The 13,798-nt window shown below is 38.9% G+C and carries 13 protein-coding genes, 2 tRNA genes and 1 pseudogene; 6 read left to right on the top strand and 10 right to left on the bottom strand.

Annotated elements, in window-relative coordinates:
• Positions 1-287: 287 nt before the first annotated feature.
• The 4 genes from ACFSR0_RS04055 (at position 288) to ACFSR0_RS04040 (ending at position 5,352) form a co-directional block, all read left to right on the top strand.
• Positions 288-1,514, top strand: a complete 1,227-nt coding sequence (locus ACFSR0_RS04055) for an argininosuccinate synthase (RefSeq protein WP_379980159.1) — start codon at positions 288-290, stop codon at positions 1,512-1,514.
• A gap of 15 nt (positions 1,515-1,529) precedes the next feature.
• A complete protein-coding gene (gene argH, locus ACFSR0_RS04050; RefSeq protein WP_379980157.1) occupies positions 1,530-2,903 on the top strand; it encodes an argininosuccinate lyase in 1,374 nt (457 codons plus the stop codon).
• A 163-nt stretch (positions 2,904-3,066) separates the two neighbouring features.
• Positions 3,067-4,662 (top strand): ABC transporter permease, encoded by a 1,596-nt coding sequence (locus tag ACFSR0_RS04045; protein WP_379980155.1) that lies wholly within the window; start codon positions 3,067-3,069, stop codon positions 4,660-4,662.
• A 12-nt stretch (positions 4,663-4,674) separates the two neighbouring features.
• Positions 4,675-5,352 (top strand): ABC transporter ATP-binding protein, encoded by a 678-nt coding sequence (locus tag ACFSR0_RS04040; protein WP_379980153.1) that lies wholly within the window; start codon positions 4,675-4,677, stop codon positions 5,350-5,352.
• Between the two features lie 60 nt (positions 5,353-5,412).
• Here the strand turns inward: ACFSR0_RS04040 and ACFSR0_RS04035 are convergent, their stop codons facing one another.
• The gene (locus tag ACFSR0_RS04035; protein WP_379980151.1) at positions 5,413-5,901 is read right to left on the bottom strand and encodes a Dps family protein; all 489 of its coding nucleotides are present in this window, start codon (positions 5,899-5,901) and stop codon (positions 5,413-5,415) included.
• Positions 5,902-6,070: 169 nt separating this feature from the next.
• On the opposite strand from ACFSR0_RS04035, the pseudogene ACFSR0_RS04030 reads away from it, so the two are divergent.
• Positions 6,071-6,238 (top strand): annotated as a pseudogene (locus ACFSR0_RS04030) (prepilin peptidase); the annotation flags it as partial.
• A 114-nt stretch (positions 6,239-6,352) separates the two neighbouring features.
• A complete protein-coding gene (locus ACFSR0_RS04025) occupies positions 6,353-6,730 on the top strand; it encodes a hypothetical protein (protein ID WP_379980161.1) in 378 nt (125 codons plus the stop codon).
• Positions 6,731-6,784: 54 nt separating this feature from the next.
• Here the strand turns inward: ACFSR0_RS04025 and ACFSR0_RS04020 are convergent, their stop codons facing one another.
• The 9 genes from ACFSR0_RS04020 to ACFSR0_RS03980 form a co-directional block, all read right to left on the bottom strand.
• Positions 6,785-8,089, bottom strand: a complete 1,305-nt coding sequence (locus tag ACFSR0_RS04020) for a CHAP domain-containing protein (protein WP_379980149.1) — start codon at positions 8,087-8,089, stop codon at positions 6,785-6,787.
• A gap of 164 nt (positions 8,090-8,253) precedes the next feature.
• Positions 8,254-9,555 carry a PcsB-like coiled-coil domain-containing protein gene (locus tag ACFSR0_RS04015; protein WP_379980147.1) on the bottom strand — a complete coding sequence of 434 codons (1,302 nt, stop codon included), beginning with the start codon at positions 9,553-9,555 and terminating at the stop codon, positions 8,254-8,256.
• Positions 9,556-9,788: 233 nt separating this feature from the next.
• Positions 9,789-10,313 carry a rod shape-determining protein MreD gene (gene mreD, locus ACFSR0_RS04010; RefSeq protein WP_379980145.1) on the bottom strand — a complete coding sequence of 175 codons (525 nt, stop codon included), beginning with the start codon at positions 10,311-10,313 and terminating at the stop codon, positions 9,789-9,791.
• Between the two features lies 1 nt (position 10,314).
• On the bottom strand, positions 10,315-11,169 hold the full coding sequence (gene mreC / locus ACFSR0_RS04005) for a rod shape-determining protein MreC (protein WP_379980143.1): 855 nt from the start codon (positions 11,167-11,169) through the stop codon (positions 10,315-10,317).
• Between the two features lie 139 nt (positions 11,170-11,308).
• Positions 11,309-11,944: a thiamine diphosphokinase gene (locus ACFSR0_RS04000; protein WP_379980141.1), complete on the bottom strand. Its 636-nt coding sequence runs from the start codon at positions 11,942-11,944 to the stop codon at positions 11,309-11,311.
• On the bottom strand, positions 11,945-12,595 hold the full coding sequence (gene rpe / locus ACFSR0_RS03995) for a ribulose-phosphate 3-epimerase (RefSeq protein WP_379980139.1): 651 nt from the start codon (positions 12,593-12,595) through the stop codon (positions 11,945-11,947). It abuts the gene before it with no gap.
• A gap of 18 nt (positions 12,596-12,613) precedes the next feature.
• Complete coding sequence (rsgA, locus tag ACFSR0_RS03990) at positions 12,614-13,495, bottom strand: ribosome small subunit-dependent GTPase A (RefSeq protein ID WP_379980137.1); 882 nt, start codon at positions 13,493-13,495, stop codon at positions 12,614-12,616.
• A gap of 92 nt (positions 13,496-13,587) precedes the next feature.
• A tRNA-Pro gene (locus ACFSR0_RS03985) sits at positions 13,588-13,661 on the bottom strand.
• A 34-nt stretch (positions 13,662-13,695) separates the two neighbouring features.
• Positions 13,696-13,769 (bottom strand) — tRNA-Arg (locus ACFSR0_RS03980).
• Positions 13,770-13,798: the final 29 nt, after the last annotated feature.

Raw genomic sequence — 13,798 nt, 5'->3', positions numbered from 1 at the left:
CTGCCAGACAAGGGTTAAACCGTTGGTAACACTGGATTATTGAGTAATTCGCTGTCTATAAAGGTTTTTTGATTTTTTTATGCATTTGATATTGCAATTAAGCACTATTTTTTCGTCCTTCTCCTCTTTTCACAACTGAACAATTGGAATAAACGATAAAAAAATGAATAAAATACCTTTTTTTGAAATATTTATGTATAAATATAATTTTTATTGTTGATTTACTTATATTTATTTGATATGATGGCATCAATCAAGTAGGTTTAGATAGAAAGGAAGTTTTTTTCATGAAAGAAAAGGTTATTTTGGCTTATTCCGGTGGATTAGATACCTCTGTTTCCATTAAATGGTTGGTTGATGAGGGATACGATGTCGTTGCATGTTGTTTGGACATTGGTGAAGGACGTGATACGGATGCGATTAAAGAAAAAGCTTTATTTGTAGGTGCTTCAGAGTCTTATGCCATTGATGCCCGGGAAGAATTTGCAGATGATTTTGCTTTAATTGCGCTACAAGGGAATACCTTTTATGAAAACTCCTATCCTTTGGTTTCAGCACTCTCACGACCATTGATTTCCAAAAAATTAGTAGAGTTGGCGCATAAAACCAACGCGACTACGATTGCACACGGCTGTACTGGTAAGGGAAATGACCAAGTCCGATTTGAAGTTGCCATCGCTGCTTTAGATCCTCATTTGAAAGTGATTGCTCCGGTCCGTGAATGGAAATGGTCACGGGAGGAAGAAATCGCGTACGCTGCAGAAAAAAATGTCCCCATTCCTGCTGATTTGGATAACCCGTATTCAATCGACCAAAATTTATGGGGACGCGCATGCGAATGTGGAGTCTTGGAAGATCCTTGGGCCACACCTCCAAAAGGTGCTTATGCAATTACCAAGGAACTAGAGGACACTCCAGATACACCAACTATTGTAGAGATTACCTTCGAACAAGGTATACCCGTAGCATTAGATGGAGTGGAAGATACGTTTGCTTCCATCGTTATGAAACTCAACGCACTGGCTGGTGAACATGGCATTGGTCGAATTGACCACATCGAAAATCGATTAGTCGGAATCAAATCACGGGAAGTCTATGAATGTCCTGGCGCAATGACCTTAATGACGGCACACAAAGAATTGGAAGATCTCGTATTTGTCCGTGAATTGGCTCATTTTAAACCAATCATTGAACAACAGCTTGCACAAGTTATCTATGATGGCTTATGGTTTAATCCACTGACAGATGCGCTGATTGCCTTCTTAAAATCCACGCAAACAGTCGTAAACGGCACGGTTCGTGTTAAATTATTCAAAGGGAATGTCATCTGTGAAGGTCGGAAGTCAGCAAACAGTCTATATGACGAAAACTTAGCAACCTATACTTCTGCTGATACGTTTGATCAAGATGCTGCAATTGGCTTCATTAAATTATGGGGGCTACCAACAAAAGTGCACGCTGAAGTTCAAGCTAATTTAGCAAAACAACAAGAAACAGTGACACAAAATGGATAAAAGGAGTTAGAAGAGATGGCAAAATTATGGGGTGGGCGCTTTGATGGCAAAAACGAAGCTTGGATTGATGCATTTGGTGCATCCATTTCCTTTGATCAACAATTGGCAGCATATGACTTGCAAGGAAGCATCGCACATGTCAAAATGCTGAAACACACCGGGATTCTTCCAGCTGAAGATGCAGATGCCATCCTTGCCGGTTTGCAGACATTGGTCACAAAAGTGCAAAAAGACGAATTGACCTATTCTGTCGAAAACGAAGACATTCACTTAAATATGGAAGTCTTCCTACACGATTTAATTGGCCCAGTCGCTGGAAAATTGCACACAGCTCGGAGTCGTAATGACCAAGTTGCGACCGACATGCATCTCTATCTGAAGGACCATGTAGAACAAATCATCCAGCAGCTTCACCATTTACGTGACGTATTGGTTGCGAAGGCTGAACAGCATGTTTATACCGTCATGCCTGGTTACACTCATTTACAACATGCCCAACCCATTTCATTTGGCCATCATCTCATGGCTTATTATCAAATGTTTACAAGAGATCAAAATCGTCTAGTGGAAGGCCTTAGCCGCATTGACGTCTCTCCTCTTGGTGCGGCGGCTTTGGCAGGGACAACCTTTCCGATAGACCGAATCTACGCCGCAAAAGAACTTGGTTTTGCTTCGGTCTATGCAAACAGCTTGGATGCGGTTAGTGATCGCGATTTTATTCTAGAGTTTTTAAGCAACGCCTCCATCTTAATGATGCATCTCTCCCGTTTTTGTGAAGAGCTTATCCTCTGGTGTAGCTATGAATACCAGTTTGTCGAGCTGACAGATACCTTTTCAACTGGAAGTTCCATTATGCCGCAAAAGAAGAACCCAGACATGGCGGAATTAATCCGTGGCAAAACAGGACGTGTCTACGGGGACTTATTTGGCCTATTAACGATCATGAAAAGCTTACCTCTGGCCTACAACAAGGATCTCCAAGAAGACAAAGAAGGGATGTTTGATACAGTTTCAACCGTTATGCACTCCCTCGAAATTTTCGCAGGGATGATTGAAACGATGACCGTGAAAGAAACGCGTATGCTACAAGCGACACAACAAGATTTTTCAAATGCGACCGAACTAGCAGACTACTTGGCAACGAAAGGCATTCCTTTCCGACAAGCACACGAAATCGTTGGCAAACTGATTCTTTCCTGTATGGAAAAAGGCATCTTCTTGCAAGATGTCCCGCTTGAACACTATCAGGAAATTGAGCCTACTATTGAAGCGGATATCTATCAAAAATTAGACAGCATACAAGCCGTCAAAAACCGTCACTCCCTTGGTGGAACAGGATTTGATCAAGTTTTAGCGCAAATCGAGCAAGCCAAACAAGCATTACATTAAATTTTTCCCTCCCTGAATCAGATGGATTCAGGGATTTTTTCTCGTTTCATTCACACTTTCTTCAAATTCATTTAACCTTGCTTTAAGGTTCATTCGCTATTCTGCATAAGAAATAACTTGATACCAAGCGAATAGCATCTATTCGTATGAACAGGAGGAAGCTATGAATTTTATCAAACGAGGGCTCTTAAGTTTATGGGCCAAGAAAGGTCGAACTTTATTATTATGTGCTGTTTTTTCTGCCATTTTAATTTTTGTTTTGGCTGGGTTAACCATTAAAAGCGCGGCAGAAAAAGCGACCGAGAATGCGCAAAATAGTTTAGGTGCTACGGTGACACTTGCTGCAAGTCGTGAAGCAATGTTTGGCGGGGGACCAAATGCATCTACCTCAACTTCAAGTACGACAGACTCATCCACTTCATCTTCAACCGACTCTACTAGTGAACGCCGTCGCTTTACTTCAACACCTATCAAAGTAAGTGACGCCGAGAAAATTGCCAAACTAGACAATGTAAAATCCTATGTCTTAATCACATCCGGCACAGCGACAGCTGGTGATGGCATCGAACCAATTACTAGCAGCGATTCAGACACGACTTCCACAAGCTCCAGTACGTCAGATGAAATCCAACAGGGACAAGGTCCAGGTGGAATGGGTGGCAACAACGGAACTATGGGTGGCGGTGGCATGATGAAAACCGGTGATTTCACAATAACCGGTGTTTCTGCAAGCGCCGATTACTCAAGCTTTGCTGACGGGACAGCGACATTGGAAAAAGGGGAAGCTCTGACTGCAGACGATGCGGGTACAAATCATGTACTGATTGAAGAAACCTTAGCTGAATCCAACAATTTGTCCGTTGGTGACACATTTAAATTAACCGATTCTGATGGCGAAAATGAAGTAACCGTCACCGTCAAAGGCATCTACTCTACTACCCAATCAGCATCTGGCATCGCTGCACAAGTTAGTATGTTAAATCCAGTCAACACCATTTATTCCTACTATACTTTAGCCAATACGCTATCTGGTGCGACCGATGAAAATACGGTGGACTCAGCCGTTTATACCTTATCTGAGCCATCAAAAGTCACTGCATTCACAAAAGCAGCCAAAAAGTTAATCGATACAGATACCTATGACTTAACAACCGATGATCAATTGTATCAATCCATGTTAACTCCACTGAAAAATGTTTCTAGCTTTGCGAAAAATATCGTTATTTTAGTAGCCGTAGCAGGCATTATCATTTTGACTTTAATCGTCATGTTGATGATTCGTGAACGCCGCTATGAAATTGGCGTCCTATTATCTATGGGAGAATCCCGTATCAAAATGATTCTTCAGTTCTTTACAGAAATGTTTCTGACCATGCTTGTTGCACTGGTTATCGCCACATTTACTGGAAATATTGTCGGCAATGTGGTTGGAAATCAATTACTTTCACAAGAAACTACTACCAGTACACAAACCAATAATCAAGACTCCAACAACGCTCAAGGAAACAATCAAAATGGTAGAAACAATCAGCCTGGAAACCAAACTGGCGGCCCTGGTAGAGGCGGTGGTGGCCAAATGGGGGGTGGCTTCAATAACGCCATTCAAGGTTCAACCGAAATTGACGACTTAAATATTACCGTTCAACCCAAAGAAGTTGCGATTCTCGCAGGTCTAGGTCTCCTGATTAGCTTCTTCTCCATTTTACTCTCATCAGTAGGTATCTTACGATTGAATCCAAAGAAAATTTTAATTGGTTAGAAAGAAGGGAAAATGATGTTAGCAACCAAGGACTTAGCATATTGGTACACCAATGAACAAGATGCATTATATAAAGATGTCAATTTAACGTTTGAAAAAGGCAAGGTCTACGCCATACTTGGCGCAAGCGGCTCTGGAAAGACAACCTTTCTTTCATTGATTTCGGGTTTGGACACACCAAAGAAAGGCACCATTACCTATGATGGCGAAAATATTCAAAAAATTGGTCTACGGAACTATCGTCGCAAAGACATCTCTATCGTCTTCCAATCATACAATTTGCTTCCATACATGACCGCTTTACAAAATATTTTAACTGCCATGGAAATTGCCGGTTCGACACAGCCAGATAAAAAGGCCTATGCTCTACAATGTTTGGCCAAAGTCGGTATCGATGAACAGTTAGCGAAGAAAAAAATTGGCCTTCTCTCAGGGGGTCAGCAGCAACGTGTAGCCATCGTGCGCGCCATTTGCTGTGATCACGAACTCATCGTTGCTGATGAGCCAACCGGTAACCTAGATGAAGAAACTTCACTGGATATCGTCAAGGTTTTCCAAGAAATGGCTCACGAAGAACAAAAATGCATTATTATCGTGACCCACGAAAGCGAGGTTGCCAAAGCCTGTGATGAAGTATTCGAATTGAAGCACAAAATTTTTCAGTTGAAACAAACACTCGTAACCGAGTAGCCTAAAAAAGCGTCCCTCCAATTTTTGAGGGACGCTTTTTACTATCTGAGTCTATTTTTATTATAAATGTTTAACAGAATCATCCGCTGCCAAATCAGGTGCAAGACCCAATTTTGCTTGAATCATCCAAATTTTCTTATCGACTGCTGTTTTAAAGCCAATGAAAATATCTTGTGTGCAGTCGTCGCCTTCTTCACCAGAAACTTCAATTCCTTCTTGGTAAAGATCTGAAAGATAGCGATAACCTTCCACTAATTTTGCCATTCTTTCAGGAATTGTCCGTTCATACGTGCCAATTTCATCTTTAATTCCGGTGTTGTCAGCAAATTCTTGTAAGGTTGAATATGGTGCACCATCCAACGTAATTAATCGTTCTGAAACGACATCTAACTGGTCGTTGATTTCATCCATGAACGTATCCATTAAAGGATGCAATGTTAAAAATTCAGGCCCACGCATGTACCAATGTGTTTGATGAATCACAACTGAAAATTGGCTCAAATCCGCAACCAATTGATTTAAAAGATCTTTTGTTTTTCCGTATTTCATAAATGACTCCTCCTTTAAGTTTCTATAGTTTAAGCATACCTAAATTCATTGAAATGTACAATAAAAACAACTATTTGAGAATCTTTCTCAAATTTCTCTTTTCATTTCGTATGTATTAATAGAGATAAGATAGGAGTGAAAATATGATTTTTTTTTTATAGGTGCTGTCTTGGGTTCGTTTTGGTGTGTCGTTGCTGAGCGGTTGCCTCTACGGATAAACTTTTGGTCCGATCGTAGTCGTTGTCCTCATTGTCACCAGCAACTGGCTTTTTATGATTTGATTCCTTTACTTTCTTTTGGCCTCCTACGAGGAAAATGTCGCCACTGCCATGGCAATATTCCATGGCTCTCCTTTTTTGCTGAATGGATTTATGGTGGCTTTCTACTTTATTTATTCACTTATCCAAAATTTACCCTAGCTAACAAACTAACCCTTTTGGTTTGGCTAACCATGGCTTTTGTCCTGAGTCTCGCTGATTGGCTTTATCAGCTTATAGACCCTTTTCTCTTGTATCCTTTTACGATTGCTCTTTGGTTAGTTCAAGTATGGAATCAAGCACCCTTCTCATGGTTACGCTTTTTCCTTTTTCTTGGCTTGTATCTATACGGGGAACGTTATTGGCATTTCATTGGTAACGGCGACTTAATTCTTTTCTTTCTATGGTTTCCTTGGCTAAATTGGCAACAAATCCATCTACTGCTCTTTATCGCAAGCGGTGTGGGCATTGGTTATTACTGCTTCCTTCGCTACATAAAAAAAAGACCCTCAGATCGTTTACCTTTTGTCCCCTTTTTAAGTATTGGCTTGACTGCTTGTTTACTTTTATAAATAAAAATATGAAAAAAGGAAACGCCGCGGCGTTTCCTTTTCTATAATCAATGCTTAGTTTTGGTGGATAAAGACTGTGCCTTCAGTCGTAATTTGGCGAACGTTGTAACTTAAACCAGCATAGTTACCTTCTTCAATCGTAATAACACCATTTGCAACAGAAATAACATACCCTACGTGTCCATAGTATGAATTAGAGAACTGTGCACCATTTAGAAAGACAACTACAGAACCAACTTCTGGTGAATTATCTACTCTAAAGCCATTTGCTCTCGCACTTGATGGCCATTGGTTAGCATTTCCCCAACGATTTCCGACCCATGAAGCACGATTTTTTACAAACCACGTACATTGTCCAACAGGATACGTATTTGACGTATCAATTACTGGATTTGTGTTTGTATTTGTATTTGTATTCGTGTTTGTGTTCGTGTTTGTGTTGTTATTATTTGTATTCGATGGAGTACTTGTGTTTGTCGAATTACTTGCATTATTTGACGCACTAGAACTGCTAGTTGTCGTTGAACTACTTTCAGTCACTACAGTATTGGCTGCGCTAGTCGTTGTATTTGCATTGGCTTGAGCATTTTGTTGTCTTGCTTCTGCTGCTTTCACTTCTTGTTCAGCAGCTTGCTTAGCTGCTGCTTCAGCGGCCTGTTCCTTCAAAATTCTTTGTTGTTCTGCTTCTGCCTCAGCTTTTTGTTTCACCAATGCTTGTTTTTCATCTTCTTTGGTTGCTTGTTGAATAGCTAAATTTGTTTTTAATACACTTAATTCAGCTTGCTTTACTTCTAAATCTTTTTTCTGATTATCCAATTGTACTTGATATTTTTGGTATGTTTCTATCTTTTCAGAGTTTTCAAGTTCTTTTGCCTTCACAGCTTCTTTATCTTTCTTTTGTTGTTCAATCAAAGAGTTATTTGCTTTAATAAATGTATTTACTGCTTGAACTCTTGAAACAGCATCTGATAAAGAATCGGCATTTAAAACGGCATCAACGAAACTTGTATCTTGTCCATTTACTTGTACATCTCTGGCTTGATTTTTCATAGTTTCAGTTCGTTTTTCAATACGAACTTCTAAGTCAGCAATTTCTTGTTTTAATTGTTTTGACTCTTCTGCCAAAACATTTTGTTCAGCTATAGCCTTCGTTCTTTTTGCATTAATTGTATCAACTTGACCTTCTAAAGTATCGATTTGAGATTGTGTGCTTGCTTGTTGGTCGACTAAATTTGAAATTTCTTGATCTTTTTGGGAAATCTTTTGATCATAGGTATCTGCTACAGCAATTGATGGAGCTGCTACAGTTGTCAAGATAATTGAGCTCAAAAGAATTGAAGCAAATATACGTTTCTTCACAATTATTCCTCCACTATCACTTTTCTACTAGTTCTTAATTATTTCTAAAGACAAAAGAATTTTACCATAGCATCATGTCAATCAAGTAATAGCAATGTTACAAAAACATTTCAAAAGAAGCTTCTATTTAGAAAGAATCTAAACAGAAGCTTCTTATTTTCTTATTATGCTGAGTGTCCAACGATAACACTACCGCTATAACCAAAACCAACGCGCGTGATAGAGGGGTTTATTTCCCAATCTCTGTGCCCTGATCCAGTTGCTGTCGTCATATTGGTTTCATTGTACCAAGCGTTGATAACATCTGCTCCTGGGCTGAACAAGATTGCAATGACTTCATTTCCTCGTGACCAATGATCATTGGGAATGGCACCGCCATTGCCATTGATTAAAGAGGCGCGGGAAGTGGCCGTTGCAGCCAGTCCGGCATCCCATGAGACTGGTTTCAATCCATGTGAGGCACGTAGCGCATTCAATGCATTGAGCGTGGCATCACCTGAAACAATCGGTGTCGATTCATTAGTTTGATTCGATTGATTCGTTGAATGACTAGTATTGTCATTACTAGAATCACTGTTTTCTGTAGAGCTATTAGTTGTTGTATTAGAGGACTGATTGGTCGTTTCAGTCGAACTCGAATTTGTTGTTTCGGTATTTTTATTAGTATCGGTGCTAGTGCTAGTATTGGTATTCTTATTTGCTGTTTGCGCTGTTTCAACCACTTGAACAGGAGCAACGCTCTTGCTCTTTTTCGCTTCTTCAGCTTGCGCTTTGGCTACTCTTGCTTGCTCGGCCTCTGCCTGTGCTTTTTGAGCTAGTAAACTCGTACGTGTCGATTCTGCGGTTGCTTGATCCGCTGCCAAAGATAGTTTTTGGACCGTCAAATCGGCTTGTTTTAAAACTAAATCCTTTCTTTGCGTATCCAATTCAGCTTTTGCTTCACGTAATCGATTCGCTTTTTGTTCATTTTCAGCTTTCTTTTGCTCAACAGCTAATTTATCCGCTTTTTGTGCCTGAATTAAATCATTGTTTGCTTTTACAAACGTATTTACCGCTTGAATTCGACTAACGGCATCCGATACAGAATCAGCATTTAAAACGGCATCAACAAAGCTTGTATCTTGCCCATTCACTTGAATGTCTCTCGCTTGATTTTTCATTGTTTCGGTCCGTTTTGCAATTCTGCTATTTAAATCGCTAATTTCTTTTGTTAGCTTAGCTGTATCTTTTTCTAACGATAACTGTTCATTTTGGAGTTTCACTCCCGTACTATAAATGGTAGCAATCTCTTTTTCTAGTGAAGCAATCTGAGCTTCAGTTGTTACACGTTGTTCCTTCAATGTAGAAATTTTTTCGGTTTGTTCGCTGATTTTTGTATCTACGTCATCGGCTTTCACACTCAATGGTGCCATAGTTGCTATTAATAACGTACAAATAAATAAGTTCTTCCCAATACTTATTTTCACTCGCAGTTCCTCCAATATTTGGTTCCCTATATAATTTTTAAAAATATCGTGTCGTCTATGATAAGTAGCATTTTACCATAGATACATGTCATGTACATAAATAGAATATTTCAAATATATTTCATTTAAAAAAAAAAGAGTATTCGAGTCACACTATCGTCGTTCTGAACCCCAAATCTTAGCTATTAAGTCTAAGTTTTGGGGTTCACTATACGTGACTCAAACATTCTTTTTTAAAAATATGGTAATTTCAAACGAAAAAGACTCTTCAATGGCCACATAAATAAGAAAAAATAACAAATATTCAGCAACAATGTAGGCCCTAAAAAATTAACAACAAAAAATTGACTATCAAAATGGGCTAGTTTAAACCCTATTTGAATTCCCAATGTAAATAGTTGAAACAAGGTCAAACTAATCACCCAACTAAAAAACAACGTCGTCATATTTTGATAAAATAAAGAATGGAAAAGATACATCAGCCAAACAACCATTGGAAAACCAACTGCATACACGCCAATTATTCCTAAATAATACATATCAAAAATAATGCCAACTGCAATTGCCATCCAAATCATATACCGTTTAGAAAAAACATTGGCAGCAAATAACATCACTAGTAATAGCAACTGTGACTGCCATACGTTTGCACCTTTATCCCAATAATCAAACAATCTCGTAATATGCGCATCTAACAGCATTAACACAAACAAAATAATTCCTAAAACAATGCGACCTGTTCTATTTGCTTGATTCACTTTACTCACCTACCGTACGCTTAATCACTGTCACGACAGATAAATCATACATTTCAGCATAAGGTTGTACATACAATTTCTTGTCTAGTCCGAAATCATCAGATTGCGCCTCCAACACTGTTCCTACTGCTAAATCTGCAGGTGAATTCCCCCCTAAACCGGATGTTTGAACAACATCTCCTTTAGCAAATGCTGCTGTACCTGTCACTTGTTCCACAACTAAGGCATTTTTTTCTTGATCATACCCTTTTAACAAACCAAATAACTCACCTTTCGCCGTCGAAATTCTGACAGGAAAGTGATTCGATGTTTGGTTTTCTGAAGAAAGAAGCTCTACTTTTGAAGAGGCTCGATTGACTTCAATTACTCTACCAATCAACCCTTTTTTGGCCATTACGGACATATTGGCTTTTATTCCATCTTTTGATCCTTTATCGATGATTAAATAATCTTGCCATGAATCAGGTGAACGAGAAATCACATTTGCTGTAACTTTTTCATAGCTCGAAAGTGTTGTATTTAATGATAATTGCTCTTTTAAATTTGCGATTTCTCTCTCATTGTTTTTGTTTGCTTGCGACAATTCTTCATAGGAATCTAGCTTCGCCTTTAATTGTTGATTTTCCTTATACGTTGAGACTAAATCTTGGACGGCATCTACTGTATTCCCTACCCAAGTTACCGGGGCTTGGATAACCTTGTCTACAAAAGCTACCGTATCATTTACAAACGATTGCACCCCGTTCGTTTTTTTGGCTGTCGCACGTTGCGCAATGGTTAAACTTAATACAGTCACCACAACCAATACGATAATTAAGGCAATGATAATATTTTTATTTGGATTTATTTTTTTCACAAGCGCACCTCAACATTATTCAAACTCATAAGTTGAATTGTACCACTATTTCTTCTTAAACAAAAGATATGGTCCCGTGGTTTAATGTTTTTTGAAGCATTTCACCACGTGGACCTTTTTTCTAATCTTTACTTTTTTTCTAATCTTTACTTTGAATCACTAAGACAATCCCACTTGAAAAGGAAAATGATGCTTCATTCGTCAAGAATTCATTACTCGCATATGAAATTGGATACTTGACCGTTTGCTTTGTCAACGTGTATTTACTATCGATTAATGTCAACTCCTCAACTGGTGTCAAACAACAATAAGCTAAATACTTCATGCCCAACTCCTTGTGAATCGTATACATACCAGGTAAATAATACCGTAATGTATTGGTTCGATCACGCAAAATAAAGTTCATTGCATGTGGCTGAAATCTTGGTTCCAATGGCAACCATAAATTTGCCAGAAAATGATCAAGACGCCCCCCCGTTAAACCAATCATTTCTATGCTCGCCTCGGGTTCGACCTGTATGGCATGTAAAAGACCCAATTGCGTGTCTGTATCATCTTTTTCAGGCTTTGATTGTTTCAAGATATCTGCGTTGCTTGCCACGTGTTCAAATTCTTCTTTTGATAACGAATCAAAATCTCCAATCGCTGCGTTCAGAGGCCTATTTTCTTCTAATAAAAATAATGCACCACGATCCACTCCAATATAATAATCATAGTGCTCAGCCAAAACTGGCCATGTCTCTTTTGGTGCACCTCCAACAAGTAAAATTTTCATTTACTGTAACGCCTCTCTTAGTGCCTTAATCCGTTCTTCAGGTTGTTGAGCACCATAAATATAGCTACCTGCTACAAAAACATTTGCTCCTGCTTCTGCACAAGTACGTATGGTTTGATCATCAATTCCTCCATCCACTTCAATATCGTAATGATAGCCATACTCTTCTTTTAATTTTGTTAATTCCCGGATTTTATCAGCCATTTCCGGTAAAAAGGTCTGACCTCCAAAACCAGGGTTCACAGTCATAACTAAAATCTGATCCACTAGTGGTAGAACGTAACGAATAGCTTCCACCGGAGTTCCTGGATTCATGACAACTTCTGCTTTTACTGATTCGGCTTTGATCATTTGGATTGCTCGATGAATATGAGGTGTTGCTTCGACATGAACGCCAATAATATCTGCACCAGCTTTTGCGAAATCATGAATGAAGTTTTCTGGGTTATTAATCATCAAATGAACATCTAAAGGTAGTTTAGTAATTGGGCGAATAGCTTGCACAACCGTTGGCCCAAAAGTAATATTAGGAACAAATTGTCCATCCATCACATCAATATGAATATAATCTGCACCATGTTTTTCAACAAATTCTACATCTCTTTGCAAATTTGCAAAATCCGCACTTAGTATCGATGGAGCTAATTTCATTTTTTCTTCCTCTTCTCTTTATTTTTTCTTTTTATATATCGGGCGTCGATGTTCAATTTCAGCCATAAACTGCTGATAATTTTCATATCTTGATTGAGCAATAGCTCCCCTAGCCACAGCGTCCTTGATTGCACAATCAGGCTCATTTAAGTGCTGACACTCACGAAATCGACACTGGTCTAATAAGGCGACAAATTCTGGAAATTCTCTTGGCAATTCAGTTGCATCAATTGACAAAAAATCAATTGCACTAAATCCAGGAGTATCGGCGACTAATCCACCAGCAATTTCTAATAACTCTACGTGTCGTGTAGTATGTCGGCCTCTACCTAATGCATCAGATATTTCACCTGTTTTCAACTCTAATTCCGGTAAAATTTGGTTCAATAAAGTCGATTTACCCGCACCTGATTGTCCCATAAAAACAGTTAGTCGATTGGGAAACAATGCTTCTAATTCATCGATAGCTTCTCGATTATCTTTTGCAATAATGACTTTATAGCCTATTGGTTGATAAGTAGCTTGAATAGCCTGAATTAGAGAATCCTCATTCACCAAATCAACTTTCGTTATATAAATAATTGGTTTGATAGATCGATAAGCAAGCGTAACCAAAAAACGATCCAATAAATTAAAAGAAAAATCAGGTTCAACTAAACTTGTTACAATCACTGCCTGATCAACATTAGCCACAGCAGGTCGTACTAATTCATTTTTTCTGGGCAATAATTCTAAAATGTACCCATCTGTCTGACTTGTACTTTCAAAAATGACTTCATCTCCAACTAAAGGAGAGAGTTTCAATTTACGAAAATTTCCTCTGGCCCGGGTTTGATATATTTTCCCCTCTGCATAAATATAGTAGAAACCACTCAACGCTTTTCGAATTTGTCCTTTCAATCATGTTCCTCCTTATTTTTTTCTATTGTAACATACTTTAATCCTGTCTGGCGCACACAAAAAAGGACACCTACTACTAGATGTCCTAAGAATCGGGAAGACAGGATTCGAACCTGCGACCCCTTGGTCCCAAACCAAGTGCTCTACCAAGCTGAGCTACTTCCCGAGAATTGTATTTTATAAACCAAAGAAAAAAACTACGCGCCCAAGAGGAGTCGAACCCCTAACCTTTTGATCCGTAGTCAAACACTCTATCCAATTGAGCTATGGGCGCATCTTTTTAATGCCGAGGACCGGAATCGA

The organism is Enterococcus camelliae, assembly GCF_042685105.1.
Taxonomy (GTDB): domain Bacteria; phylum Bacillota; class Bacilli; order Lactobacillales; family Enterococcaceae; genus Enterococcus_G; species Enterococcus_G camelliae.
Note: the sequence above shows the minus strand (reverse complement) of the source record. Positions and strands in the feature narration are given on the sequence as shown.